Genomic DNA, 25,692 nt, shown 5'->3' on the forward strand with positions numbered 1-25,692 from the left:
CTGGTTCCGGTCCCGGCCGGAACCAGCGCACCTCACCGCGCGACCGGCGACGAACCGTGATCGACGCGCACTGGTTGCGGTGACGGCCGCACCCACTGCGCACTCGTCGTCCGCCGCCTCATGATCAGCGCGCAGCGGTTCGGGTCGCCGGCGGAACCACGGCAGCCTCGGCGATCACACCAGCTGAACCCGGTCGCCACGCTCGATCCGTAGCCGCGTCCCGCGCCGGGACCGGCATCACGGCTCGAGCTCCTCCAGCGCCGTCGCGGCCGCGGCCGTCATCTCCGCCACCCGGTCCCGGCCCAGGTGATCGGCGGCGAAGCCCAGGTACTGGACATTGACGTGCACGTCGGCCCAGCGCGCCTCCCACGCGGGGGCGCGGGCGCCGGCCAGCTCCGCCACCAGGTCCCCGTACCGCGCGGGCACCACCGCCCCCTGCGCGCGCAGGACCGCGAGGTCGAGTCCCCCGGGGGCGACACGGGCGTTGCCCCAGTCGATGAGCACCTCGCCGAGGACGTTGCCGCGGTGGGCGTCCCCGTGGACGAGCGTGCGGGGCAGCACCGCCAGAGCGTGGCGGATGCGGGGCTCCTCCCGCCACGCGACGAGGGCGCGCTCGGCGTCGGCGTAGGCCGGGTCGCCGGTGCGGCACAGGCCACCGCGGACGGCGACGAGCGTCCGGTCACACAGCGACGCCCACCACGGACCGTCCACCACCGGCACGCCGCGAGGGCGCTTGCGCCACCAGTGCGCGTGGATGTGGGCGAGGCCGTCCCACACCGCGTCCGGCACCGGGACGCCGTCCGCGAGCGGCGGCGCGTCCACGAAGGGCAGCACGACCCACCCGGCGCCCACGGCGAGCGGGCGGCCGACGGCGGTCTCGCGGACCACCGCGACCGCGCGCATCGCGGCCACCTCCACCGGCGATGCCGCCTTGAGCACCACCGGGACCGCGCGCCCGTCGAGGTCGAGGTCGACCCGCTCGACGGCGTCGGCGACGTACCCGCCGGTCAGCTGTGTGCGGCCGACCACCCGCGGTGTGCCGCCGAGCGCACGGCCGACCGCGGGGAGCCAGGCGGAATCGGGGGTCAGGACGCCGGCTGACGCAGCAGGATGCGCACCAGCACCGCCGCCGCGACGCCGACGACGAGCGCCAGCACGCCCCACGACGCGGGGCGCCGGTGCCAGGCACGGCCGTTGTCCAGGGCGATCCGGCCGGGGCCGGTGAACACGAGCGCCGCCGAGGCCAGGCCGAGCACGACGTCGAACTCGACGGCGTCGGACCCCGACGGCCCCGTGAGGAAGAAGCCGTTGCCCAGCTTCACCAGCACCGCGTTGATCATGATGGCGAGCAACCCTGCGGCTGCCAACGGCGTGACCACCCCGAGCACGACGAACGCACCGCCGACCAGCTCCGCGATCCCGGTGACCCACGCCAGCGTGCCCGCCTGGTGATAGCCGTAGCCGGCGAGCATCCGGGAGAAGGCGCCGACCCCGACGCCGCCCCACAGCCCGAAGATCTTCTGGACCCCGTGGGCGAAGAACACCCCGCCGACCGCGAACCGCAGAAGCAGCAGGCCGATGTCCGTGCCCCCGTTCCAGTTCAGGGGACGGCGGGTGGGCCGGGTCTTCGTCGGCTCCTCGCCGTAGCCGCCCGGGCCCGGGACGGTCGTCGTCGGCAGGTCGCTCATGGACGGGGAGACTAGCCCGGTAGGCGCTTCAGTACCCGTTCTCGACGAGGTTCGACGGCTTCTCGCCGCGCGCGAACGCGGCGATCTGCTCCACGGCGATCCCGTACGCGCGACGCATGGCCGCCGGCACGCTACCGCCGACGTGCGGTGTGAGCAGCAGGCCGGGGGACTTCCAGAGCGGGTGGTCGGCGGGCAGCGGCTCCGGGTCGGTGACGTCGACGGCCGCGAGCAGCCGTCCGCTGTCGAGCTCGGCGGTGAGCGCGTCGGTGTCGGCGACGGGCCCGCGCGCAGCGTTGACCAGCAGCGCGCCGTCGGGCATCGCGGCCAGGAACGCCGCGTCCACCAGGCCCCGGGTGTCCTCGGTGAGAGGCACGATCACCACGCAGGCGTCGTGGTGCGGGAGCAGGTCGAGCACCTCGTCGATGCCGTGGACACCGTCGCGGGCGCGGCGGCCCACCAGCGTCGTCTCCACACCGAACGGTGCGAGCCTGCGCACCGTGTTCTCCGCGACGTCACCGGCCCCGACGATGAGCACCTTCTTGCCGGCGAGCTCGCCGGTCTGCCGCTGGTCCCAGCGGGCCTCGTCCTGGCGGCGGACGAAACGGGGCAGCTCGCGGTAGACCGCCAGCATCGCGGCGACGATCCACTCCGCGGTGGCCCCGCCGTGCGCACCGCGGCAGTCCGACAGCGCGACACCGTCGGGCAGCCGCCCCACCCAGTTCTCCGCACCCGCGGTGAGCAGCTGCACCAGCTTCAGGCCGGGCACCTGCGACGCCAGCGCCACGGCCTCGGCGTTCGCGAGGAACGGCGGCACCAGCACCTGCGCCGTCGCCGCCTCGGGAGGCATCTCACCGGACGGGTCGTAGCGCACTGCCGTGACGCCCGGGACGTCCGCAAGCGCCGCGACGCCTTCCTCGTGGGGAACGAGAACAGCGATGTCGACCATGACATGGACGGTACTCACGGACCGCTCACCCGGCTCCACCTAGCCTGGACGCCGTGGGGAGTCGAGTGAGGCGCGGCCTGGCCGTCGGGTTGCTCGGATTCCTCCTGGCCGGGTGCGCCACCTTCCCCGACGACGGCCCGCGCGACTGGCAGCCGAAGATCGAGGGCGCGGGCGAGCTCGGCGGGCCGCCCAGCGTCCAGGAACCCAGCACCCCGAACACGCCTCCGTCCGGCGGAGCGGCCTCGAGCGGGGCGCCGGGGGCGCCGTCGCCGTGCGCCGACCCCGACCCGCAGGTCATCGCCACGTGCCTCAACCCGGTGGGTGCCATCGCCGTGCTGCCCGACGCCCGGACCGCGCTCGTGGGCGAGCGCACGACCGGCCGCATCCTGCGCGTCACCAAGGGCCGCGACCCGGTGCTCGTCACGACCGTGCCCGTGGACGCGACGGGCGATGGCGGGCTCACCGGCCTCGCCCTCTCCCCCGGGTACGCGGAGGACCAGCTCCTCTACGCCTACATCACCACCCCCACCGACAACCGCGTCGTCCGCCTCGCCCCGGGCGAGCCCGTCAAGCCCGTGCTGGCCGGCATCCCGCGCGGTGCGAGGAACAACGGCGGGGCGCTCGGCGTCGACGTCGACGGATCGCTGCTCGTGGCCACCGGCGACGCTGGCGGCGACCCGAACGCGCCCGGGTCCCTGGCCGGCAAGGTGCTGCGCATCGACACCCTGGGCCGTCCCGGCACCGGCAACCCCACGGCGGGCTCGCCCGTCCTGAGCACCGGGCTGCACGCGCCCGGCGGCATCTGCATCGACCCGCAGTCGACGATCACCTGGATCACCGACCGCACCCCCACCGAGGACGTGCTGCACGAGCTCGTGCCCGGCCCGCTGCCCGCGCCGGCCTGGACCTGGCCCACCCGTCCCGGCGTCGCCGGGTGCATGGCGCAGCCCGGCGTCGTCACGATCGCGGAGGCGGGCGGGGCCGCGCTGTACGTCCTGCACCCCGGCCAGCACGGCGGGTTCACCGGCGCCCCGGAGACGATCCTGGTCAACACCTACGGCCGGCTGTCGGCCGCCGCCCCCGCCCCCGACGGCCTGCTGTGGCTCGGCACCGTGAACAAGGCGGGCGGGAAGCCGGTGGCCAGCGACGACCGGGTGATCCGGATCCAGCCGCCCGCGGGGGGCGGGGCCAGCGCCGCCTAGAATTGCCTCCCGTGAAGGACCGCGCCCAGCTCGCCACCCCCCTGCGGCTCGCCGCCGTCCTCCTGTTCGTCGGGACGTCGGTGCTGGTGGTGCTGAAACTGTCGACCGCGGCCGTCGTGTGCCTGGTGCTGGGCTTCGTGGCGCTGGGGCTGTCGTGGACCTTCCGCCCGGCGAAGCGCCGTTGACGGTGGGCCGAGCCAGAGTCCGGACCGCGGACCGCGTTTGGCCGGCTGCTTTGCTGTCAACTCCCGGGGCATGGCTGACACCAGGAACGGACCCGAGCTGCACCCCGTCACCGAGGAGCTGGCGAACGGCAGGAACTTCGCCACCATCACCACCGTGTTCCCCAGCGGACGCCTGCAGGCCCACATGATCTGGGTGGGCGTGCGCGACGGTCAGGTGGTGCTCAACACCGAGGTGCACCGGGCCAAGTACCGCAACGTGCAGAAGGACCCGCGCATCACGGTGCTGATCCGCGACGAGGACAACCCCTACCGGTACGCGGAGGTCCGAGGCGAGGTGGACCGCACCACCACCGGGCCGGAGGCTCGCGAGCACATCAACGAGCTCTCCCGCAAGTACACCGGTGAGGACTACCCGGATGAGAACATCAAGTCCGAGCGCGTGATCATCTGGGTCACGCCGCACCGCCAGACCATCGTCGACCAGAAGAAGAACGTGGGCACGGAGGACTGAGAGCCGAGCTCAGCCGCAGCGCTCTCAGCCGCAGCGCTCTCAGCCGCAGCGCTCTCAGCCGCAGCGTTCGATGATCAGCTCGCGGACGCGCTTGGCGTCGGCCTGCCCCTTCGTCGCCTTCATCACCGCGCCCACGATCGCGCCGGCGGCCTGGACCTTGCCGCCCCTGATCTTCTCCACCACGTCGGGCTGGGCGGCGAGGGCCTCGTCGACCGCGGCGACGAGGGCGCCGTCGTCGGAGACGACCTCGAGGCCGCGCTTCTCGACCACCTCGTCGGGCGTGCCCTCGCCGTCGAGGACGCCGTCGACGACCTGGCGGGCGAGCTTGTTGTTCAGCTCTCCCGACGCGACGAGCTCGATGACGCGGGCGACGGCCTCCGGGGTGATCGGCAGCGCGTCGAGGGCGACCCCGCGGGTGTTGGCCTGCTGCGCCAGGTACGCGACCCACCAGGACCGGGCGTCGCCTGCGGGCGCGCCGGCGGCGACGGTGGCCTCGATGAGGTCGAGCGCGCCGGCGTTGACCAGGTCACGCAGCTCCTCGTCCGACAGCGACCACTCCGCCTGCAGCCGCGCGCGGCGGGCCCAGGGCAGCTCCGGCAGCGTGCCGCGCAGCTCCTCGACCCACTCGGCGGGCGGCGCGATCGGGACGAGGTCGGGCTCCGGGAAGTACCGGTAGTCCTCCGAGGTCTCCTTGATCCGCCCGGACCGGGTACTGGCCGTGTCCTCCTGGAAGTGCCGTGTCTCCTGGACGACCTTCCCGCCCGCGTCGAGGATGCCCGCGTGCCGCGACATCTCGTAGCGGACGGCGCGCTCCACCGAGCGCAGCGAGTTGACGTTCTTGGTCTCGCTGCGCGTGCCGAGGATCCCGGAGCCGCGCGGCGAGAGCGACAGGTTGACGTCGCAGCGCATCGAGCCCTGGTCCATCCGGACGTCGGAGACGCCGAGGGACTTGATCAGGTCGCGCAGCGCCGTGACGTACGCGCGCGCCACCTCCGGCGCCCGCTCGCGGGTGCCCGGGATCATCTTCGTGACGATCTCGATCAGCGGGACGCCGGCACGGTTGTAGTCGAGCAGCGAGTACTCGGCGCCGTGGATACGGCCGGTGGCCCCGCCGACGTGCAGCGACTTGCCGGTGTCCTCCTCCATGTGCGCGCGCTCGATCTCCACCCGGAAGACCGTCCCGTCGTCGAGGGTGACGTCGAGGTACCCGTTTACGGCGATCGGCTCGTCGTACTGGGACGTCTGGAAGTTCTTCGGCATGTCCGGGTAGAAGTAGTTCTTCCGCGCGAACCGGCCCCACGGGGCGATGTCGCAGTTCAGGGCCAGCCCGATGCGGATCGCCGACTCCACCGCGGTGCGGTTCACCACCGGCAGCGCGCCCGGCATGCCCAGGCAGGTCGGGCAGACCTGGGTGTTGGGCTCCGCGCCGAACTCGGTGGGGCAGCCGCAGAACATCTTGGTGTTGGTGTTGAGCTCGACGTGCACCTCGAGCCCGAGCATCGGGTCGTAGCGCTCGACGACGTCGTCGAAGCCGACCAGCGTGGGAGCAGTCATCGGGCAACCTCCGGGGCGACGAGGGGTTCGCGCGTGGACTCGTAGGCAGCACCCACCCGGTACATCACGGCCTCGCCGAGCGCAGGCGCCATGATCTGCAGGCCGACGGGGAGCCCGTCGTCCGACAGCCCGGACGGCACGGACATCGCGGCGGTGCCGGCCAGGTTGGTCGGGATCGTGGCCAGGTCGTTGAGGTACATGGCCAGCGGGTCGTCGACCTTGTCGCCGATCGGGAACGCCGTGGTGGGCGTGGTCGGCGAGACGAGCACGTCGGCCTGGGTGAACGCCGCGGCGAAGTCGCGCGCGATGAGCGTGCGCACCTTCTGCGCCTGCCCGTAGTAGGCGTCGTAGTAGCCCGAGGACAGCGCGTAGGTGCCGAGGATGATGCGGCGCTTGACCTCGGGGCCGAACCCGGCCTCGCGGGTGGCGGCCATGACCTCCTCCGCCGACGCGCCCTGGTCGACGCGCAGCCCGTAGCGCATGGCGTCGAACCGGGCGAGGTTGGACGAGACCTCGCTCGGCAGGATCAGGTAGTAGGCCGCGAGCCCGTACTCGAAGTGCGGGGCGCTCACCTCGACGATCTCGGCGCCCAGCTTCTCCAGCTGGCGCAGCGCGGCCTCGAACGAGGCCCGGACGCCGGGCTGGTAGCCCTCGCCGCCCAGCTCGCGGACGACGCCGACGCGCAGGCCGGACAGGTCGCCGTTCGCGCCCCGCCGCGCCGCCTCGACGACGGCCGGCACCGGCGCGTCGATGGACGTCGAGTCCAGCGGATCGTGCCCGGCGATGATCTCGTGCAGCAGCGCGGTGTCGAGCACGGTGCGCGCGCACGGCCCGCCCTGGTCCAGGGACGACGCGCAGGCGATGAGGCCGTAGCGGGAGACGCCACCGTAGGTGGGCTTGACGCCGACCGTGCCGGTGAACGCGGCGGGCTGGCGGATCGAGCCACCGGTGTCGGTGCCGATCGACAGCGGCGCCTCGAACGCGGCGAGCGCGGCGGCCGAGCCGCCGCCCGAGCCGCCGGGGACCCGCTCGAGGTCCCACGGGTTGTGGGTGACGCCGTAGGCCGAGTACTCGGTGGACGAACCCATCGCGAACTCGTCCATGTTCGTCTTGCCGAGGATCGTGATGCCCGCGGCACGCAGCCGGGCGGTGAGCGTGGCGTCGTAGGGCGGGCGCCAGCCCTGGAGGATCTTCGAGCCCGCCGTGGTGGGCATGTCGGACGTGGTGAACACGTCCTTGAGCGCCAGCGGCACGCCGGCCAGCGGCGATGCGGGCGCCGTGCCCGCCGCGATCGAGGCGTCGACGAGCGACGCGGACTCCAGCGCTGCCTCGGACGCGACGTGCAGGAACGCGTGCACATCCCCGTCGACGGCGGCGATGCGGTCCAGATGGGCCTGCGCGACCTCGACGGCCGACACCTCGCGGGAGTGGATCTTCTCGGCCAGGTCGGCCGCGGTGAGGCGGGTGAGATCCGACATCAGGCCTCCTCCCCCAGGATCTGCGGGACGCGGAAGCGGCCCTCCTCGGAGGCGGGTGCACCCGACAGGGCCTGCTCCTGCGTGAGGCCGGGACGACGGACGTCCGGCCGGAACACGTTCTGCAGCGGCACCGCGTGCGAGGTGGGCGGGATGTCGTCGGCGGCGACCTCACCGACGCGCGCCACGGCGCCGAGGATCACTTCGAGCTGGCCGGCGAACAGGTCCAGCTCCGCGTCGGTGACGGCGAGCCGGGACAGGCGCGCGAGGTGCGCGACCTCGTCACGGCTCAGACCGTGGGTGGGACTCCCGGTGTCGGGCGTCCCCGGTGTGGAACTCAACACGTCCTCCAGGGCGGTCTACGAGCTGATCGGCTGCGTCGGCATGAACTCGCTTGGGTGTCGACCCGCGCTCCGCGGGACGACGGACGGGTCCCGGGCGCGGTCATCGACCGGCATGTCAAGTTTAGGCCGCGCCCACGACCGGGGTCCCACGCGGGCACCGAGCGGCGCACCAGGACCACGGTGCGTGGTGATCGCGTGCCTCTCGGCTCCCGGCCTGACACAATCCAGCGTCGAGCGCCGCGTCGGCCCGCCCGAGCGGCACCGGCACGCGGTGCTGTCCGCAATGGGTGATGAGGGATCGGTCGGCGAGAGGGCGTGTGGAGTGTCGTTCCTGATCCGGGTGGTGCTACCGGACAAGCCCGGGAGTCTGGGTGCCGTCGCCACGGCGCTGGGCAACGCGGGGGCCGACATCCTCGGCGTCACGGTCGTCGAGAGATCACCCGGCCACGCGGTGGACGACCTCGCCGTCGAGCTCCCGCAGGGCAGGCCGCCGGACGTGCTCATCACGGCGGCCGAGTCGGTGCCCGGCGTCCAGGTCGAGTCGGTGCGCCCGCACTCCGGGCTGCTGGAGACCCACCGGGAGCTGGAGCTGATCGAGGAGATCACCGGCGACCCGGGGCACGCCCTCGAGCTGCTCGCCGCGGGCGTCCCGCGGATCTTCCGGGCCGGCTGGGCGCTGGTCGTCGTGCGCGAGGGCGCACGGTCCTACCGGCTCGCCGAGAGCCCGGCCGCACCGGACACGATCGCGGGCGACCTGCCGTGGCTGCCGCTGTCGAAGGCGATCGTGGTCGATCCCGAGGTGAACTGGGTGCCCGAGCCGTGGAGCAGCCTCGACACCGAGCTGGCGGCCGCGCCGTTCGGGGCGGCCGCGCAGGCGCTGGTGGTGGGACGTCCCGGCGGGCCGGTCTTCCGGCCGTCGGAGCTGGCCCGGCTCGCGCACCTCGCCGGCATCGTCACGACAGTGCTGGCGTCATGACCACCTCTCCCCTCGTGCGCGGAAGGCGTGGCCCAGGCCGCGTCGTCCGCGCGCGGCCCGCGAAGCGGCGGTGACCGGCGGGCTGGACCGGCCGTGGGCGCGGGTCCCGGCGTGGGTCGGCGCCGCGCTCAAACCCGAGCTCGCGTCGTCCACCGACGAGATCATCGCCGCCGTGCGCGCCGACGTCACCGACTACGCCCGCCCGTTGACCGGGCGGTTCGGCTCGCGGATCACCGAGGGCGTCTCGGTGGCACTGGGTCAGTTCCTCGACCTGCTCGGGCGCGACGAGCCGCTTGAGGACGTCCGCGTCTACCGCGCGCTCGGTCAGCTGGAACACCGCGAGGGCCGAACGCTCGCCGCCCTGCAGTCGGCATACCAGGTGGGCAGCCGCACGCTGTGGCGCCGGCTCGGCGAGAGCACGACGGCCCGTCAGCTGCCGCCCGACGTCATCTTCCGGCTGGCCGAGGCGCTGTTCACCTACATCGAGGAGCTGTCGGCGGCGTCGGTCGCGGGGTGGGCGGCCGAGGAGTCGAGCCGCGCCGGGTCCCTGCAGACCCGCCGCCACGCGCTGGTCGAGCTGCTCTCCCGTTCCACCCCCGCGACGCCCGCCGAGGTCGAACGGGTGGCCGCCGCGGCGGGCTGGCGGCCGCCCACCCGGCTGGCCGCGCTCGTCGCCGAGGACGCCGTGGAGGTGGCCGCGCGCCTGCCCGCGGCGATCGGCGCGGACCTCGACCCGGTCGGCATCGTCCTCCTCGCGGTGCCCGAGCGGGACGGCTGGCTCGACCAGGTCCGCACCGGGCTGCGCGGGCGACCCGGCGTCCTCGGGCCGGTGGTCGAGCCGGCCCAGGCCCCGCGGTCGATCGCCCGCGCCCAGGCCGCGTGGCCGCTGCACGTCGGGGGCCTGCTGGGACGGGACTGCGGCGACGACCCGCTCGTCCGCGCCGACGAGCACCTGCTGGCCCTGCTGCTCGCCGCCGAGCCCGAGGTGGCCGCCGACCTGTGCGAGCGCGCGCTGCGTCCCCTCGGCACGCTCCCGGAGGGCGCGGCCGCCCGCGCAGAGGAGACGCTGCGGGCCTGGCTCGACGCGCACGGCGACGTCACCGCCACGGCCGCGACCCTGCACGTGCACCCACAGACCGTCCGCTACCGCCTCGCCGGGCTGCGCGAGACGTTCGGCTCCGCGCTCGACGACCCCGCTGCTCGGCTCGAGCTGGCCGTCGCGCTGCGGACGGCCGGCCGTGCGGAACCCGGCCGCGGCACGGCGGACGGGGGCACGTGATCAGCATCGCCGACCGCTCGTCGGCAGTTGCGCACCGCTCGACTGAAAGTCACATTCATCGCGCAACCTGACCAACCGCCACCCGTTCGTGGAACCGGACAGTCCGGTCACCGCAGATCCGTGACCGATCGCTGCCGCGACGATCACGGCTTGGTTACGTTCGGTCCCGCCGGGCGACCTCGACAGTGTCGCCCGGTGCGCCTGGTCGGTTCCGGGATCCTGCCCGCCGACGCTCCCCGCGGGCGCCCGACGGCACACCGGGCAGGAGTTCGCGGTCACGCGCGGGCCCCGGGTACGAGGACCGCTCCCCATGTCCAGACACAGCACGTCGCGATCCAGCGCGCCCCGGCACGGCCTGCCCGAAACCCCCGACGCCGGGGACGACCGGGGCCGCGGCGCGATCCCCCGTCCCCGCACGCCGCACGCGAAGCAGCACGACGGCGCATCCGCCCTGGTCAGCGACGGTTGGGCCCGCCACGGCGCCCTCGACGAGGGCCCGGCACGCCACACCGCCGCGACCGCCGCGGAGCTGGTCGGCCGGCACGCGATCGAGCCCACGAGCAGGCACGCTGCCGAGCAGGTCGAGCGGTCCGACGGCGCGTTCTCCGGCAGCGCATTCTCCGACGGCGCGTTCTCCGACGGCGCGGCCGTGGGTCGCAGGAGCCGCCACGCCGCGTCCGAGGCCGACGCCGTCGCCGAGCCCGTGACCGCCGGCCTGCCGATCGTGCGGTCCGAGACCGCCGCCACTCCCGTCGTCCCCGCGCCGCGCCGCGCGCTCGATCTCGAGGCCGGACCGCCCACCGCGGAGATCCCGGCCGTCCACGCCGCTCCCGGCGAGGCCGTGAACACCGACGACACCGCGACCGCCGCCACTGCTGTCGACGGCACTGCTTTCGACGGCACTGTTCTCGTGGCCGGCCTCGCGATCCCCGGCCCGCGCACGTCCGGGTCGCCGGAGACCATCGCGCTCCCGGGGGACGACACCACCCGCGCCACCCGCCGACGCGCCCCGCAGGGGTCGCGACGCCGCCATGGGAGCACCCGCCACGGCCGCACCGCAGACACGTCCCGCCCCGGTGGCCGGCGCCGTGGACGCGTGCTCGCCGGCCTCGGCGGGAGCCGCCGCACCGCAGCGATCCTGCTCACGGCCGCGGTCGCGCTCGTCGCGCTGCCCACCGCCGGATCGGCCGCCGTGAACCAGTGCCACTGGCAGGTGGCCGCGCACGAGCTGCTGGTCAGCCTCGACGGGCAGGCCGACGAGCGCTCCGAGCAGCTGCGCCGGGCGCTGACCCAGGCGGGAGTCGGCAAGGAACTGCCCGCCGAGTGCGCCGGGCCGGACGACGCCGCGCCCGTCGTCCAGCAGCCGCCTGTACCGCACCCCTCCCCGCGAACGACGGCGCCGACCACCGCGCCGAAGGCGAAGCCCACCCCGGCCCCGACGAAGGCCCCCACCACCACCGCCGCCCCGCCGACGAAGAAGGCGGCACCGGCACCCACGGCGGCGGGCACGGGCACCGGCACCACCGCGGCGCAGCAGCTCGGCTGGGGCACGCCCACCAGGAGTGACGACTTCTCCGCCGGGCTGGACCAGTGGGGCGTCTACGACGGCGCCGGCCACGGTGGCAACGGCCGCCGCACCCCCGACGCGGTGTCCGCCGCGGACGGCATCCTCACCATCACCGGCGACGAGAACGGCAACAGCGGCGGGATGTCCTGGGGCGACGGCCAGAAGTACGGGCGCTGGGAGGCCCGCGTCCGGTCGACCGCCGGGTCGTACCACCCGGTGATGCTGCTCTGGCCCACCGCCGAGAACTGGCCGATCGGCGGCGAGATCGACTGGATGGAGATCTCCGACCCCCTCCGCCGGACCGCCGACACGTTCCTGCACTACGGCGCGAACAACAACCAGGTGCAGGGCAGCGTGGACGTCGACGCCACGCAGTGGCACAACTGGGCGGTCGAGTGGAGCCCGCAGGGCGTCACCACCTACCTCGACGGCAAGGTGTGGTGGAAGACCACCACCACCTCCATCCTGCCGCCCGGCCCGATGCACATGACGATCCAGCTCGACAACTTCGGCGGGAACCCGAAGTCCACGCAGATGCAGGTCGACTGGGTGAGGCAATACGGGATCTGACCCCGGCCCGTAACGCACGCGACCCCCGCCCGGACGTCGGGCGGGGGTCGCGTGCGTCGGTGGGTCAGGAACCGCCGGGGAACGCCAGGCGGACGATCTTGCGGACCACCTTCGAGTACTGCTTGGGCAGCGAGCCCGCGGTGTAGGGCAGGCCGTAGCGCTCGCAGATCTCCCGCACCTTCGGGGCGATCTCGGCGTACCGGTTGCTCGGTACGTCCGGGAACAGGTGGTGCTCGATCTGGTGGCTCAGGTTGCCCGTCATGATGTGGAAGACCTTCGAGCCGGTCAGGTTCGCCGAGCCGAGCATCTGCCGGACGTACCACTGGCCCTGCGTCTCACCGTCGAGCCGCTCCTCCTCGAAGGTCTCCGTGCCGTCCGGGAAGTGCCCGCAGAAGATCACGGCGTGGGACCAGACGTTGCGCAGGGTGTTGGCCGTCAGGTTCGCCAGCGCCGTCGGGACGAAGCCGGGGCCCGACAGCAGCGGGAACAGCACGTAGTCCTTCGCGAGCTGCTTGCGGGTCTTGCGCCACAACGTCTTGAGCTCGGCCTTGGCCTCCGACCACGGCTTGGTGCCGGCCTGGACCTTCTCCAGCTCCACGTCGTAGATCGCGATGCCCCACTCGAAGATCAGCGACAGCACCACGTTGGTGAGCGGCTGGATCAGGTCGGCGGGCTTCCACTCCTGCTCGGGGGTGATGCGCATGACCGCGTAGCCGAGGTCGCGGTCCTTGCCCCGGACGTTCGTGAACGTGTGGTGCTCGTAGTTGTGCGACTTCTGCCAGGATGCGCTGGGCGAGGCGTGGTCCCACTCCCACGTGGTGGAGTGGATCTTCGAGTCGCGCATCCAGTCCCACTGGCCGTGCAGGATGTTGTGGCCGAGCTCCATGTTGTCGAGGATCTTGGCCACGGTCAGCGCGGCGGTGCCGGCGATCCACGCGGGCGGGAACAGCGAGAACAGCAGCGAGCCGCGGCCCGCCACCTCCAGCGCCCGCTGCACGGCGATCACCGTGTGGATGTACTGCGCGTCCTTCTCACCGAGGCTCGCGACGACCTCGGCGCGGATGGCGTCGAGCTCCTCGCCCAGGGCGTCGACCTGCTCGTCGGTGAGGTGCGCGGCCGCGGAGGGCGGGGTGGGCACGTCCGGCGAGAAGACCTGCACCGTGGACGGGACGGTGCGCCTCACCGGGGCCTTCGGAACTCGGGTGGTCTGCTTGGTGGGCATCGTGCTCACGGTCATGGCGGTTCTCCTAGAGCTCGATCTCGACGTCGCCCGCGGCACCGGAGACACAGGTGCGCACGGATTCGCCGGGGGTGTCGTACAGGTCACCGGTGCGCAGGTCGCGGACGGCGCCGGAGCGCAGCGTCCCCACGCAGGTGTGGCAGATGCCCATGCGGCAGCCGCTGGGCAGCAGGGCGCCGGCGGCCTCGCCGGCCGCCATGAGCGGCGTGCCCGGCCCCGCCTCGGCGTCGATGCCGCTGGTGGTGAACGTGACGCGGCCACCCGTCGCGCCGTCGCCGCCCAGGGTGGGCGGGGTGAAGCGCTCGACGTGCAGGGCGTCGGCGTCGCCCGCCCGCCCCCAGTGCTCGGTCAGGGAGTCCAGCAGCCCGGCCGGGCCGCACGCCCACGCCTGCCGCGCCGCCCAGTCGGGGACGACGTCGGTGAGCGTGTCGCCGGTCAGCCGGCCCTCGAGCGCGGTGTGCCGCTCGACGAACCGCATCCCGGTGGCCGCCGCCATGGCCCGCAGCTCGAGGCCGAAGACCATGTCGGCGGGTGTCCGGTCGCAGTGCACGACGATCGCGCCGTCGAGCGCCTCGGGGCGGGTTGCCACGAGCTCGCGCAGCATCCCCATGATCGGGGTGACGCCGCTGCCCGCGGCCAGGAACAGCAGCTTCTCCGGCACCGGGTCGGGCAGCACGAACTCGCCCGCGGGTGGGCCGATGCGCACCAGGGTGCCCACGGGCGTGCGGTGCGCGAGCCGGCCCGAGAGCAGCCCGCCCGGCACCGCCGTGACAGTGACGGCGAGCAGGTCGTCGGACGGGCGGGAGGTGACGGAGTACGTGCGCCACTGCCACACCCCGTCGACCCGCAGCCCGACACCGACGAACTGCCCCGGCCGGTGCTTCACGACACCGACGCCCGGGCGCAGCAGCAGGGTGGTGGTGTCGACGGTCTCGCGACGCAGCCCGACGACGCGGGCGTGCGGCTCGCGCGCGGACCACAGCGGGTTCAGCGTGCCGAGCAGGTCGTCGGGCAGCAACGGCTGGGTCAGATACCCCGCCGCGCCGCGCGCGAGTCGTCCGATCGAGCTGAGAGCTCCCATGAACTCGACGGTATTGCGCGGTTCGCACAACCGGCCACGGGCCTGCCCACGTCCGACGATCAATAACTGTTGCAGAAGCCAAAGTTGATGGTTGGACGGCCGTTGCCCGGTTAACGGCCGGTACGCGCGAGGAAACAGGCGGCTAAAGCGAGCACGGCGAGTGGCACCTCGGCGACCGCGCGGTCCTCCGCGGACACGGCGGGCAGGTGGTGGAGGGCGTGCTCAGCCCCGGATGGCCAGCGCCGCCTTGGCGAGGTCGTCGTTGCCGGTGGCGAGCCATCCGTCGGGGCGCACGAGCACGTCCTCGAAGCCGATGCGGGTGTCGACGCCCATGCGCAGGGCGTACTCCAGCACCGGCCAGGCGCCGTCCTCCTCGCCGTGCAGCAGCACCGGCGCGCCGAGCTCCGAGCCCAGCGCCCGCATGATGCGCGCGCCCTCGGCCACGGCCGTCTCGGGGTCGGACACGGTGGACTCGACGAGGACGCGCGTGATGCCCGGCGGCATGCCCTGCTGGCGCAGGGTGACGGCGTCGCCGCTGGTCCAGACCCCGAGCTCTACGCCGATGCCGACCGACGCCGCCGCGCGGCACACGTCGATCCAGCCCTTCTCGTGAACGTTGACCGAGCACACGTCGGGCTTGCCCACCCCGAGGTGGCCCCAGGCCTGGACGGCCTCGATGCGCTTCATCGGATCGGGCTGGATCCACCGGCCGGTGGTGACCCCGATCTCCATGCCGGGCACCTCCTGGCGGATGGCCGCCACGGCGTCGCCGACGTGCATCGGGTCGAGCGTCTCCTGCCCGTCCGGCCCGCGGGGGTGGACGTGCACCGCCAGGATGCCCAGCCGTGCGACGGCACGGGCGTCACGGGCGAGGTGCCGGGCGAGGACCGGCAGCGCCGGGTGAGCGTCCTCGGGCCGCGATCCGTTCAGAACCGCCTGCAGCACTGCGACACCCCCAACACTGGAAGAACAGTCGTGCGCGGACCATGATCCGCGCCTCCTCCGGATGGAGACCCGACGCGCGTGATCATACGGGCGTCGCGCCTGGCCACGATCGGGGTGGGCGGCATCACGTCTTCGCCGCGGACGGCTCCTGGGCGACCTCCCGCGCCGCCTCGGGACCGCGCTCCAGCAGGACCCGGAACCCGGCCTCGTCCAGCACAGGGACGCCGATCTCCAGGGCCTTGTCGTACTTGGACCCCGGTGCCTCCCCGGCCACCACGAACGCCGTCTTCTTCGACACCGAGCCGGCGGCGCGGCCGCCCCGTGCCGTGATGGCCTCCTTGGCCTCGTCGCGGGAGAAGCCGTCCATGGAGCCGGTGACGACGACGGACAGCCCGTCGAGCGTGCGGGGCATCGACTCGTCGACCTCGTCGACCATGCGGACCCCTGCCGCCCGCCACTTCTGCACGACCTCGCGGTGCCAGTCGACCGAGAACCAGTCGCGCACCGCCGCCGCGATGGTGGGCCCGACGCCCTCGACCCCCGCGATGGGGGCGAGCGCCGCGGCCAGGGCCTTGGCCTGCGCGCGCGTGGCGGCGCGGGCGGCCTTCTCGGCGGCGAGCGCGCGCTCCTCCACCGAGAGCTCGTCCGGTGCGTCCCCGGGCACGGCGTCCGCCGTCTCCACAGCGGCCACCGCGTCCTCGCCCGTGGCGGCGGGTTCGGCGGTCGGCGCCTCGACGGCGTCACCGCTGTCGTCGGCCGGATCGTCGGCCTCGCCTTCGGAGGTGATGGCGATACCCGCCGCCGCGGTGTCGCGGACGGCGTTCTCCGCCGCCTGTTCGATCGCGTCCATGGAGGCGAACTCACGGGCGAGCGCCTGCGCCGCGGTGGGCCCGACGTGCCGGATCGACAGCCCGACCAGCACCCGCCACAGCGGGCGGTCCTTGGCCGCCTCCAGGTTGTCGAGCAGCTTGCGGCCGTTGGCCGAGAGCGCGCCGTCCTTCTTGCGGAACAGCTCCACCTGCAGCAGATCGGCCTCGTCGAGCGCGAAGACGTCGCCCTCGTCCTGCACGACGCCCGACGTCAGCAGCGCTGTGGCAGCCTCGTAGCCCAGCCCCTCGATGTCGAACGCGCCCCGCCCCGCGACGTGGAACAGCCGCTCACGCAGCTGCGCGGGGCAGGAGCGGGAGTTGGGGCAGCGCAGGTCGACGTCGCCCGCCTTCTGCTGCGCGAGCTCGGTGCCGCACTCGGGGCAGTGGGTGGGCATGACGAACTCGCGCTCGGTGCCGTCGCGCAGGTCGACCACCGGGCCGAGCACCTCGGGGATGACGTCACCCGCCTTGCGGATGACGACGTGGTCGCCGATCAGCACGCCCTTGCGCTTGACCTCGCTGGCGTTGTGCAGCGTGGCCAGCGAGACGGTGGACTGCGCCACCACCACCGGCTCCATGAACGCGAACGGGGTGACGCGGCCGGTGCGGCCGACGTTGACGCGGATGTCGAGGAGCTTGGTGGTTACCTCCTCGGGGGGGTACTTGAACGCGATGGCCCAGCGCGGCGCGCGCGACGTGGACCCCAGCCGCCGCTGCAGCGCCACCTCGTCGACCTTGACGACGATGCCGTCGATCTCGTGCTCGATGTCGTGGCGGTGCTCGCCCCAGTACCGGATGTGGTCGAGCACCTCGTCGACGCCGGTGAGGATGGTGGTGCGCTCGGAGACCGGCAGCCCCCAGGCGCGCAGCGCGTCGTAGCCCTGGGACTGGCGCTCAAGCACGAACCCCTCGCGCTTGCCGAAGCCGTGGCAGATCAGCCGCAGGTGGCGCGACGCCGTGATGCGCGGATCCTTCTGGCGCAGCGAGCCGGCCGCGGTGTTGCGGGGGTTGGCGTAGACGGGCTTGCCCGCCTCGACCATCAGCGCGTTGAGCGCCTGGAAGTCCTCCAGCCGGAAGTAGACCTCGCCGCGCACCTCGACCAGCGCCGGCACCGGGAACTCGTCGGTGCCGGTGAGCTGCTCGGGCACCTCCTCCAACGTGCGCATGTTGAGCGTGATGTCCTCGCCCGTGCGTCCGTCGCCGCGGGTGAGCGCCCGGGTGAGCCTGCCGTTCTCGTAGAGCAGGTTGACCGCCAGCCCGTCGATCTTGAGCTCGCACAGGTAGTGGAGCTGCTCCGTGCCGACGTCCTTCGCCGCCCGCTCCGCCCAGGCGCGCAGCTCGTCGTCGCTGAAGGCGTTGTCGAGGCTGAGCATGCGCTCCAGATGGTCGTACGCCACGAAGTCGGTGTTGAACCGGCTGCCGACCTTCTGCGTGGGCGACTCGGGCGTGACCAGCTCCGGATGGGCCTCCTCCAGCGCCAGCAGCTCGCGCCACAGCTCGTCGAACTGCCCGTCGGACAGGACGGGGGCGTCGAGCACGTAGTAGCGGAACTGGTGGCCTGCGACCTCCTCCGACAGCCGGGCGTACCGCTCGCGAACCGATGCGTCTGGACTCACGAGGGCGAGGTTACCGAGGAACACCGACATTTCCGGACGGGTGACACCGCACCCACATCCGGAGGTGCCCGACCCCCACGAACGGGGGCGCGACCGTCACCGTCGCGGCGCCGGTGCAGCAGGCGCCGCTGTTAGTCCGGGACCCCTCGCCGCTCGCGCTGCCGGACCCCGCGACGCCGGGGCTGCCGGTCACGCCTTGAGCAGCTCCCGGACCGCGCCCAGCAGGGTCACCACGGACAGCTCGGTGGCCGCGTGGCCCATCATCCCGATGCGCCACGCGCGCCCGGCGAACTCACCGAGCCCGCCGCCCACCTCGATGCCGTACTCGGTCAGCAACCGCTTGCGCGCCGGCCCCTCCTCCATCCCCTCGGGCAGCAGGGTGGCCGTGAGCTGCGGGAGCCGGGCGGCGCCGTCGGCCACCATCGAGAAGCCCAGCTCCGGCAGCTCGGACTGCAGCAGCGCACCGATGCGAGCGTGCCGGTCCCAGACCTCCTCGACGCCCTCCTCCAGCAGCCGCCCCAGGCCGGCGTGCAGCGAGTACGCCAGCGTCGAGGACGCCGTGTGGTGGTAGGTGGGCGGGCTGGAGAGGAAGAAGTCCTGCAGCAGGCCCAGGTCCAGGTAGAACGAATGGATCGGCGTGGAGCGGCCGCGCACCTTGGCCACGGCGCGCGGGCCGAGCGTCACCGGGGCGAGGCCGGGAGGAGCGCCGAGACACTTCTGCGACGCCGAGTAGCACGCGTCGATCTGCCAGGCGTCGACCTCGAGGCGGGTGCCGCCCAGCGCCGTGACGGCGTCGACGAGCAGCAGCGTGTCGGTCTTCGCCAGCTCCGGGCCGAGCGGGGCGACGTCGTTGCGCACGCCCGTGGACGTCTCCGCGGCGACCACGGCCACGAGCGCGGCCTGCGGGTTCGCGCGCTGCGCGGCGAGCAGGTCGGCGGGGTCGAGCGCGGTGCCCCACGGCGCCTCGACGCGCACCACCTGCGCGCCACCGCGCTGGGCGACCTGGCAGATCCGCTCGCCGAAGTAGCCGTTGATGCCGACGATCACGGTCTCGCCCGGCTCCAGCAGCGAGGCGAGGCACGCCTCCATGCCCGCCGACCCGGTGCCGCTCACGGGCAGCGTCAGCGCGTTCGCGGTGCGGAACACGGCGCGCAGCCGGTCGCCGATCTCGGCGATGACGCCGAGGTACTCGGGATCGAGGTGCCCCAGGACGGGGCGGCTCAGCGCCTCCATCGCCTCCGGGTAGGGGATCGACGGGCCGGGTCCGAGGAGCAGGCGATCACCGTGCATGCGGCCGAGGCTACGCCCGGTCCGCCACTTCGTTCTCGACGGCGGCCAGCAGCCTGCGCAGCAGGTCGTCGAGGGTTGAGCGCTCGTCGTCGGTCAATGCCGTGAGCACTCGCTCCTCGTTCGCGACGTGCTCGGTGACGGCCGGTCGACCGTCGCGCGACCGTGGATCGAGCGGGCCCGAGCCCCCGTCCTGCGGGTGCTGCCGCAGCGGAACCTCACCGGCGACACCCGGCGCCCGGCTGTGCCGGCCGAGCGGACGGCCGCGACATCGTCGCGATGGACGCCGTGATCGCGACGAGCCGTACCGGAACGCCCCGCGAACGGCGCGACACCGACGCGGGGCCGTGTGGTGTCGACTCGCGGGACGCATGGTGTCGACTCGCGCACCGGAACGTGTCGGCTCGCGGTGGGTCAGGCGTTCTCGCGGTCCTCGGGGTCGCGGGGGTCCGTGTCGGGCGGGTCGACGAAGGCCTCGCCCAGCTCGCGGGCGAGCTCCAGGGCCCGGCGGGCCCAGGCCGGGTCGGCTCCCGCGAGGCCGCACGTCGGGGTCGGGACCGCGAGGGCGCCCAGGCGCACCCTGTCGAAGCCGAGACGGTCGGCCAGGTCGAACGCGGGCCTCGCCAGCTCGCGGCTGGTGACGCGGCCACGCGGGGCGGTCGAGGGCACCAGCCCCAGCAGCAGTGGCGTGCCGACGTCCCAGATCTCGCCGATGCGGTCCAGCGCGGCAGGGTCGGCGGTGCTGCCGGCGATCTCGGGACGCGTGGCGTCGACCCCGAGCGCGGCGGCGCCGACGTCGGCCAGCACCGCCATCGGCGGCCGCGACGCGCAGCAGTGCAGTGCGACGGGCACCCCGACCGCGCTGATCAGCTCGCGCAGCACGTCCTTCACCGCGGCCTCCGACACCGCCCGCACCGTCCCGTAGCCCGACGGGGTGGGCACCTGCCCGCCGATGACGGCGCTCAACGAGGGCTCGTCGACCTGCAGCAGCACGCTGGCGCCGGTGCGCGCCGCGACCTCCGCGACGTGCGCCTTCAACCCCTCGGTGAGGCTGGCCGCGAACTCCCGCACGGCGCCGCGGTCGGTGAGGACCTTGTGACCGTTGCTCAGCTCGACGGACGCGGCGAGCGTCCACGGCCCGGCCGCCTGCACCTTGACCCATCCCGGATGGACGGGGTCGCAGGCCTCGTCGAACGCGTCGATGTCGCCGCGCAGCAGGTCGACGGCGCGACGGTGGTCGCGGCCGGGCCGGGCCGCGACCCGGTAGCCCGACGGGCGCACCTCCACCGCGATGTCCACGAGCAGCGCGGCGGTGCGGCCGATCATGTCCGCTCCGACGCCGCGCTCGGGCAGCTCGGGCAGGTGGGGCAGCAGCGGCAGCTCGCCGACGATGGTGGCCGCGGCCTCGCGGACGTCCTCCCCGGGCATCGAGCCGACCCCCGTGGCCGCGCCTGCGGGCCAGCGCGGGGCGGGCTCGGCGGGGCCGGCCTCCTCGGGGGTGACGACCTCGATCGCGGGTGGCGGCGGGGCGGACACGCCCGGCCGGACCCCGGCCAACCCGGCGGCGGCGAGGGCGGCGGCCAGCGGATCGTCGGTGCTCACGGGGCCTGTCTACCAGCCGGGTCCGCGCACCCGGCCAACGGCACTGTCGGCGGAACGCAGTGCTGCTCGAGGTCGGGCGCGGACAACGCGGCTCCGGCCACGTTTCCGCGCACAGGGGTCAGCGGGCCGCGGTGATCGTCGCGCTGCCGAGGACCACGTCGCCGCGGGCGTCGGGGCGGTACAGCGCCACCGCCTGGCCCGGGGCCACGCCGCGCAGCGGTTCGTGGAGCTCCACGCGCAGACCCTCGGCGGAGGGCTCGGCGGTGGCGTCGGCCAGGCCGCCGTGCGCGCGCACCTGCGCGACGCAGCGGAACCGCCCACCCGGCGCGCGCCCGCCGCCCCACACGGGGCGGGCGGCCTCGATGGTGCGGACGTCCAGCGCCGCGGCGGGCCCGACCCGCACCGTGCCGCTGACCGGCTCGATGCCCAGCACGTAGCGCGGGCGGCCGTCGGCGGCGGGGGCGGCGACGCCGAGGCCCTTGCGCTGCCCCACCGTGAAGCCGTGCACGCCGTCGTGTCGGGCCAGCTCCTCCCCCGTGCTGTCGTCGACGACCGCGCCCGGTCGCGTGCCGAGCTTCGACGTCAGGAACGCGCGGGTGTCGCCGGAGGGGATGAAGCAGATGTCGTGGCTGTCGGGCTTGTCGGCCACCCGCAGCCCGCGGCGCGCGGCCTCGGCCCGGACCTGCGACTTCGGGGTGTCGCCGAGCGGGAACATCGCGTGCGCGAGCTGGTGCGGGGTGAGCACGGCGAGGACGTAGGACTGGTCCTTGTCCCCGTCGACGGCGCGACGCAGCTCCCCGGCCCCGTCGTCGTTCCTGGTGAGCTGCGCGTAGTGCCCCGTGCAGACCGCGTCGAAGCCGAGCCCGAGCGCGCGGTCCAGCAGGGCCGCGAACTTGATCTTCTCGTTGCAGCGCAGGCACGGGTTGGGGGTCTGCCCGGCGGCGTAGGAGGAGACGAAGTCGTCGACGACGTCCTCGGTGAAGCGGGCGGCGAAGTCCCAGACGTAGAACGGGATGTCGAGCACGTCGGCGGCGCGGCGGGCGTCGCCCGCGTCCTCCTTGGAGCAGCAGCCGCGCGACCCGCCCCGCAGCGCGGCCGGGGTCTCCGACAGAGCCAGGTGCACCCCGACGACGTCGTGCCCTGCGTCGACGGCCCGGGCGGCGGCGACGGCGGAGTCGACGCCCCCGCTCATCGCGGCGAGAACCCTCATCGGCCGGTCGCCACCGACTGCTGGCCCGCCCGGCGGGCGCGGTCCACCACCTGCCCGATCACGGCGGCGACGGCGTCGACGTCGGCCGGGGTGGAGGTGTGGCCGAGCGAGAAGCGCAGCGAGCCGCGGGCGGTGGCCTCGTCGGCGCCCATCGCGAGCAGGACGTGGCTGGGCTGCGCGACGCCCGCGGTGCACGCGGAGCCGGTGGAGCACTCGATGCCCTGCGCGTCGAGCAGCATCAGCAGGCTGTCGCCCTCGCAGCCGGGGAACGACAGGTGGGCGTTGCCGGGGAGCCGCGACGGGCCGCCGTCGATCAGGCCGGTGCCCGGGTCGCCGTTGAGGGCGGCGTCGCCGACGGTGGCGAGCACCTTGCCGATGAGGTCGTCACGCAGCCCGGCGAGCATCTCCGCGCGGCGCGGGGCGTCGGCCACCGCGAGCTCGACGGCGGTGGCCAGCCCGACGACCGCGGGGGTGTCGAGCGTGCCGGAGCGGACGTCGCGCTCCTGGCCGCCGCCGTGCAGCAGCGGCGTGAGCTCGACCGAACGGCCCAGCAGCAGCGCACCCGCGCCGTAGGGGCCGCCGAGCTTGTGGCCGGTGAGGGTCAGCGCGTCGGCGCCGGACGCGGCGAACTCGACGGGCAGGATCCCGACCGCCTGCACGGCGTCGGTGTGCAGTGGCACGTCGAACTCGTGGGCCGCGGCGGCGAGCTCCCGGATCGGGTTGACGGTGCCGACCTCGTTGTTGGCCCACATGACCGAGACCAGCGCGACGGTCTCGGGCGCGCGGGCGATCACGGCGCGCAGCACGTCGGGCTGCACGCGGCCGTCGGCGTCGACCGGGAGGAGCTCCACCTCGGCGCCCTCGTGCGCGGCGAGCCACTCGGCGGAGTCGAGGACGGCGTGGTGCTCGATCGCGGAGACCAGCACGCGCACGCGGCGGGCGTCGGCGGCCCGGCGGGCCCAGTACAGGCCCTTGACGGCGAGGTTGTCGCTCTCGGTGCCGCCGGTGGTGAGCACGACCTCCGACGGCCGCGCGCCCACCGCGGCGGCGATCCGCTCGCGGGACTCCTCCACGTCGCGCCGCGACCGGCGCCCCGCGGTGTGCAGCGACGACGCGTTGCCCGTGCGCGAGAGGGCCTCGGCCATGCGAGCCACGGCCTCAGGGAGCATCGGGGTGGTGGCGGCGTGGTCGAGATAGATGGCCGGCGGCGTCCCTTCCGGTGAGGCGCTGCCGCTGGTGGAGCTCACATCGCTGCCCATCACATCGAGTACCCGTCCGGTCGGTGTTCCTCCGGAAGAGGGTAGTCGCCGCGCACCGTGTGGTTCCACGCCGGGCGCGCCGTGTCATGACGCAGGCGTGGGTCGCTACCGGTCGACGAACACCGCCGAGATGGAGCGCCACCGTCAGCGCGAGACCCGCCGCGGCGGCCCGGCGGGCGACCGTCCGCCGGAGCCCCCCTGCGCACGATTCCCGGATTCCTGTCCGGACGATCCCGCGAACCGTGTCCGTGCGAGAGCAGAGAACGCGTCGGTCGCGCCATTCCGGGAGCACCGCAACAGCGCCGTCCGGCCCCGGTGGACCGTCAGGCCGCGGCGACCAGGCTCTCGCCGGCCGTCGTCAGCACCTCCGGCTGCACCGGCCGCCGCACGGCCGGGTGCGCCACGCCGGTGACCGCACCGACGGCCTCGCCGGCACGCAGTGCGAGAGCACGCCGGTCCGTCCCGGCCGTCGGGATGGCCGGCAGCACGGCCATCTCGCACACGAGCCCGGGCAGACGCAGGACCCGTAGCAGCGAGTCGAGCAGCGTCTGCTCCCCCACGAACGCCGCGCAGCGCGCCGGTGCGCCGTCGGGCAGCCGGAACGCGATGGCCACCGGGCGCACCGGGACACCGGCGTCGATCGCGGCCTGGAAGGCGGCGCGCCGGAACGTCCCGGCCGCCGCCCCGCACCACGTGGTCCCTTCCGGGAAGACCCCCACCGCAGCACCGGAGCGCAGCGCCTCGGCGGCGGCGGCCACGGTGGCGGGCAGGTCGTGCAACCCGGCCCGGTCGACGAACAGCACACCCGTACGAATGGCCAGCCCGCCGATCACGGGCCAGTCGCGCACCTCCTGCTTGGCCAGCATGCGCACCGGCTGCACCGAGTCGAGGGCGAGAACGTCGATCCACGAGAGGTGGTTGGCCACCACGAGGGCACCTGCGCCGCCGTAGCGCGTGTCGCCCGTGACGCGCATGCGCACGCCCGCGGCCCGCAGCGCCGCGCGGCTGCAGACCCGCAGCCACCGGTCGCGCCGGGCCGTCCGCAGCAGCGGTGCACCCGCGACGGTGGCGAGCAGCACCGCCACCAGTCCGGTCATCCGCAGCGCGACGCGCGCCCAGCCGCAGCGCGGCACGTCGTCGGACAGGAGGCAGCCGGCCGTGCACGCCGAGGACGGCGCCCGGCCCGGCGCGTCCAGGACGGGATGTGTGACGGAGTGCAGGGCGGCGTGCGGGACGGAGATCGTCACTGCTCCCCCAGGAAGAAGCGCGCGTAGCGGGCGTCCATGTGGTCCAGGCCCAGCAGGACGAGGAAGTCGGCGCAGTCGAAGTCGGGGTCGAACGCGGGCTCGCCGCACACCCAGGCCCCCAGGCGCAGGTAGCCGCGCAGCAGCGGCGGCAGGACGGCCCTGCCTGGTCGCGCGACGCCGGTGGCGTCCCAGAGCAGGTGCGGGCGCACGCGGTAGGCCTCGGGCGAGAGGTCCCGCGCCAGCACCCGGTCGCGGACACCGGCCGCGACGTGCCCACCGTCGGCCAGCGGGACGCTCGCGCAACCGACGAGCCAGCGGTTGCCGGTGAGCAGCATGTACCGGGCCAGCCCGGCCCAGACGAGGCTCACGACGGCTCCGTCGCGGTGGTCAGGGTGCACGCACGAGCGGCCGGTCTCCACCAGCGAGGAGCGCAGCGGCGCGAGTGCGCCGATCGCGAACTCGCCCTCGCAGTACAGCGACCCGGCGGCGCGGGCCCGCTCGGGCGGGAGCACCCGGTAGGTGCCGACGATCTCGCCGGTGGCGTCCTCGCGGACCACGAGGTGGTCGCAGAAGGCGTCGAACCGGTCGATGTCGGCGTCCGGGACATCACCGTGCAGTGTGGCGCCGAGCTCGCCCGCGAACACGCGGTGGCGCAGCCGCTGGGCGGCGAGCACCTCGTCGGGGTCGGTGGTGAGGAGCAGCGAGTAGCGCGACGTCGCCGTCTCCGGAGTCTGGACCAGCAGCTGCGATGAGGTCACGCGCGTCTGTGTACGGGCCGCCGGCAACACCCGTCCCCTCTCACGCCGACGTGTCGATGGAACCCCGGTGAACTCCTCCCCGGGCACGACGGCGCCCCCGGACCGAAGGGTCCGGGGGCGCCGTGGTGGAACGGGATCAGCTCTTGCGCTTGGCGATCTCGTCCTTGAGCTGCGGGGCCACCTTGAACAGGTCACCCACCACACCGAAGTCGGCGATCTCGAAGATCGGCGCCTCGGCGTCCTTGTTCACCGCGATGATCGTCTTCGACGTCTGCATCCCG

22 protein-coding genes and 1 pseudogene are annotated in these 25,692 nt (G+C 74.1%); 6 read left to right on the forward strand and 17 right to left on the reverse strand.

Features of this window, described 5'->3' with window-relative positions:
* Nucleotides 1–237 precede the first annotated feature (237 nt).
* From JWR81_RS10365 to JWR81_RS10375, 3 genes are read right to left on the reverse strand one after another with little or no spacing between them, the layout of a single operon-like run.
* Nucleotides 238–1,029 carry a phosphotransferase gene (locus JWR81_RS10365; protein WP_297649901.1) on the reverse strand — a complete coding sequence of 264 codons (792 nt, stop codon included), beginning with the start codon at nt 1,027–1,029 and terminating at the stop codon, nt 238–240.
* Nucleotides 1,030–1,085: 56 nt separating this feature from the next.
* Nucleotides 1,086–1,688 (reverse strand): DoxX family protein, encoded by a 603-nt coding sequence (locus tag JWR81_RS10370; RefSeq protein WP_297649903.1) that lies wholly within the window; start codon nt 1,686–1,688, stop codon nt 1,086–1,088.
* A 28-nt stretch (nt 1,689–1,716) separates the two neighbouring features.
* Nucleotides 1,717–2,634, reverse strand: coding sequence for a 2-hydroxyacid dehydrogenase (locus JWR81_RS10375; protein WP_297649905.1), 918 nt, complete (start codon nt 2,632–2,634; stop codon nt 1,717–1,719).
* A 53-nt stretch (nt 2,635–2,687) separates the two neighbouring features.
* On the opposite strand from JWR81_RS10375, the gene JWR81_RS10380 reads away from it, so the two are divergent.
* The 3 genes from JWR81_RS10380 (at nt 2,688) to JWR81_RS10390 (ending at nt 4,532) form a co-directional block, all read left to right on the forward strand.
* The gene (locus tag JWR81_RS10380) at nt 2,688–3,836 is read left to right on the forward strand and encodes a PQQ-dependent sugar dehydrogenase (RefSeq protein ID WP_297649907.1); all 1,149 of its coding nucleotides are present in this window, start codon (nt 2,688–2,690) and stop codon (nt 3,834–3,836) included.
* 11 nt (nt 3,837–3,847) lie between these two features.
* Nucleotides 3,848–4,021 (forward strand): hypothetical protein, encoded by a 174-nt coding sequence (locus JWR81_RS10385; protein ID WP_297649909.1) that lies wholly within the window; start codon nt 3,848–3,850, stop codon nt 4,019–4,021.
* A gap of 70 nt (nt 4,022–4,091) precedes the next feature.
* A complete protein-coding gene (locus tag JWR81_RS10390) occupies nt 4,092–4,532 on the forward strand; it encodes a PPOX class F420-dependent oxidoreductase (RefSeq protein WP_297649911.1) in 441 nt (146 codons plus the stop codon).
* Nucleotides 4,533–4,586: 54 nt separating this feature from the next.
* Here JWR81_RS10390 and gatB read toward each other — a convergent pair whose 3' ends face one another.
* The 3 genes from gatB to gatC are packed head-to-tail and all read right to left on the reverse strand — an operon-like array spanning nt 4,587 to nt 7,854.
* Nucleotides 4,587–6,086: an Asp-tRNA(Asn)/Glu-tRNA(Gln) amidotransferase subunit GatB gene (gene gatB, locus JWR81_RS10395; protein ID WP_297649913.1), complete on the reverse strand. Its 1,500-nt coding sequence runs from the start codon at nt 6,084–6,086 to the stop codon at nt 4,587–4,589.
* Nucleotides 6,083–7,564: an Asp-tRNA(Asn)/Glu-tRNA(Gln) amidotransferase subunit GatA gene (gene gatA / locus JWR81_RS10400; RefSeq protein ID WP_297649915.1), complete on the reverse strand. Its 1,482-nt coding sequence runs from the start codon at nt 7,562–7,564 to the stop codon at nt 6,083–6,085. Before gatA ends, gatB begins: the two co-directional genes overlap by 4 nt.
* Nucleotides 7,564–7,854 carry an Asp-tRNA(Asn)/Glu-tRNA(Gln) amidotransferase subunit GatC gene (gene gatC / locus JWR81_RS10405; RefSeq protein ID WP_297649958.1) on the reverse strand — a complete coding sequence of 97 codons (291 nt, stop codon included), beginning with the start codon at nt 7,852–7,854 and terminating at the stop codon, nt 7,564–7,566. Before gatC ends, gatA begins: the two co-directional genes overlap by 1 nt.
* Nucleotides 7,855–8,227: 373 nt before the next feature.
* On the opposite strand from gatC, the gene JWR81_RS10410 reads away from it, so the two are divergent.
* The 3 genes from JWR81_RS10410 (at nt 8,228) to JWR81_RS10420 (ending at nt 12,297) form a co-directional block, all read left to right on the forward strand.
* Entirely contained in the window at nt 8,228–8,881 is a 654-nt protein-coding gene (locus tag JWR81_RS10410; protein WP_297649917.1) for an ACT domain-containing protein, read from the forward strand.
* Between the two features lie 70 nt (nt 8,882–8,951).
* Complete coding sequence (locus JWR81_RS10415; protein ID WP_297649920.1) at nt 8,952–10,160, forward strand: CdaR family transcriptional regulator; 1,209 nt, start codon at nt 8,952–8,954, stop codon at nt 10,158–10,160.
* 310 nt (nt 10,161–10,470) lie between these two features.
* The gene (locus JWR81_RS10420) at nt 10,471–12,297 is read left to right on the forward strand and encodes a glycoside hydrolase family 16 protein (protein ID WP_297649922.1); all 1,827 of its coding nucleotides are present in this window, start codon (nt 10,471–10,473) and stop codon (nt 12,295–12,297) included.
* Nucleotides 12,298–12,361: 64 nt separating this feature from the next.
* Here the strand turns inward: JWR81_RS10420 and JWR81_RS10425 are convergent, their stop codons facing one another.
* The 11 genes and pseudogenes from JWR81_RS10425 to JWR81_RS10475 all read right to left on the reverse strand — a co-directional run.
* Nucleotides 12,362–13,534 (reverse strand): acyl-CoA desaturase, encoded by a 1,173-nt coding sequence (locus JWR81_RS10425; protein ID WP_297649929.1) that lies wholly within the window; start codon nt 13,532–13,534, stop codon nt 12,362–12,364.
* 10 nt (nt 13,535–13,544) lie between these two features.
* Nucleotides 13,545–14,618 carry a ferredoxin reductase gene (locus JWR81_RS10430; protein WP_297649931.1) on the reverse strand — a complete coding sequence of 358 codons (1,074 nt, stop codon included), beginning with the start codon at nt 14,616–14,618 and terminating at the stop codon, nt 13,545–13,547.
* Nucleotides 14,619–14,840: 222 nt separating this feature from the next.
* The gene (locus JWR81_RS10435) at nt 14,841–15,563 is read right to left on the reverse strand and encodes a 3-keto-5-aminohexanoate cleavage protein (protein ID WP_297649940.1); all 723 of its coding nucleotides are present in this window, start codon (nt 15,561–15,563) and stop codon (nt 14,841–14,843) included.
* Nucleotides 15,564–15,687: 124 nt separating this feature from the next.
* The gene (ligA, locus tag JWR81_RS10440; protein ID WP_297649942.1) at nt 15,688–18,048 is read right to left on the reverse strand and encodes an NAD-dependent DNA ligase LigA; all 2,361 of its coding nucleotides are present in this window, start codon (nt 18,046–18,048) and stop codon (nt 15,688–15,690) included.
* A 189-nt stretch (nt 18,049–18,237) separates the two neighbouring features.
* Entirely contained in the window at nt 18,238–19,338 is a 1,101-nt protein-coding gene (locus tag JWR81_RS10445) for an alanine--glyoxylate aminotransferase family protein (protein WP_297649944.1), read from the reverse strand.
* A gap of 411 nt (nt 19,339–19,749) precedes the next feature.
* On the reverse strand, nt 19,750–20,937 hold the full coding sequence (locus JWR81_RS10450) for a methionine synthase (protein WP_297649946.1): 1,188 nt from the start codon (nt 20,935–20,937) through the stop codon (nt 19,750–19,752).
* Between the two features lie 118 nt (nt 20,938–21,055).
* Nucleotides 21,056–22,147 (reverse strand): tRNA 2-thiouridine(34) synthase MnmA, encoded by a 1,092-nt coding sequence (mnmA, locus tag JWR81_RS10455; RefSeq protein WP_297649948.1) that lies wholly within the window; start codon nt 22,145–22,147, stop codon nt 21,056–21,058.
* The gene (locus JWR81_RS10460; protein WP_297649950.1) at nt 22,144–23,406 is read right to left on the reverse strand and encodes a cysteine desulfurase family protein; all 1,263 of its coding nucleotides are present in this window, start codon (nt 23,404–23,406) and stop codon (nt 22,144–22,146) included. The genes mnmA and JWR81_RS10460 overlap by 4 nt, the downstream gene beginning before the upstream one ends.
* A 323-nt stretch (nt 23,407–23,729) precedes the next feature.
* On the reverse strand, nt 23,730–24,653 hold the full coding sequence (locus tag JWR81_RS10465) for a 1-acyl-sn-glycerol-3-phosphate acyltransferase (protein WP_297649952.1): 924 nt from the start codon (nt 24,651–24,653) through the stop codon (nt 23,730–23,732).
* Nucleotides 24,650–25,411, reverse strand: coding sequence for a GNAT family N-acyltransferase (locus tag JWR81_RS10470; protein WP_297649954.1), 762 nt, complete (start codon nt 25,409–25,411; stop codon nt 24,650–24,652). The genes JWR81_RS10465 and JWR81_RS10470 overlap by 4 nt, the downstream gene beginning before the upstream one ends.
* 136 nt (nt 25,412–25,547) lie before the next feature.
* Nucleotides 25,548–25,692, reverse strand: a pseudogene (locus JWR81_RS10475) (electron transfer flavoprotein subunit alpha/FixB family protein); the annotation flags it as partial.

Origin of the sequence: Pseudonocardia sp. (genome assembly GCF_025965585.1) — a bacterium.
In the GTDB taxonomy this organism is placed as follows: domain Bacteria; phylum Actinomycetota; class Actinomycetes; order Mycobacteriales; family Pseudonocardiaceae; genus Pseudonocardia.

Excerpts from the sequence above, each read along its gene's own strand:
- JWR81_RS10370 (WP_297649903.1), bottom strand. The coding sequence starts at position 1,688 with ATGAGCGACCTGCCGACGACGACCGTCCCGGGCCCGGGCGGCTACGGC.
- JWR81_RS10375 (WP_297649905.1), bottom strand. The coding sequence starts at position 2,634 with ATGGTCGACATCGCTGTTCTCGTTCCCCACGAGGAAGGCGTCGCGGCG.
- JWR81_RS10390 (WP_297649911.1), top strand. The coding sequence starts at position 4,092 with ATGGCTGACACCAGGAACGGACCCGAGCTGCACCCCGTCACCGAGGAG.
- gatB (WP_297649913.1), bottom strand. The coding sequence starts at position 6,086 with ATGACTGCTCCCACGCTGGTCGGCTTCGACGACGTCGTCGAGCGCTAC.
- gatA (WP_297649915.1), bottom strand. The coding sequence starts at position 7,564 with ATGTCGGATCTCACCCGCCTCACCGCGGCCGACCTGGCCGAGAAGATC.
- JWR81_RS10420 (WP_297649922.1), top strand. The coding sequence starts at position 10,471 with ATGTCCAGACACAGCACGTCGCGATCCAGCGCGCCCCGGCACGGCCTG.
- JWR81_RS10425 (WP_297649929.1), bottom strand. The coding sequence starts at position 13,534 with ATGACCGTGAGCACGATGCCCACCAAGCAGACCACCCGAGTTCCGAAG.
- JWR81_RS10430 (WP_297649931.1), bottom strand. The coding sequence starts at position 14,618 with ATGGGAGCTCTCAGCTCGATCGGACGACTCGCGCGCGGCGCGGCGGGG.
- JWR81_RS10445 (WP_297649944.1), bottom strand. The coding sequence starts at position 19,338 with ATGCACGGTGATCGCCTGCTCCTCGGACCCGGCCCGTCGATCCCCTAC.
- mnmA (WP_297649948.1), bottom strand. The coding sequence starts at position 22,147 with ATGAGGGTTCTCGCCGCGATGAGCGGGGGCGTCGACTCCGCCGTCGCC.
- JWR81_RS10460 (WP_297649950.1), bottom strand. The coding sequence starts at position 23,406 with ATGGGCAGCGATGTGAGCTCCACCAGCGGCAGCGCCTCACCGGAAGGG.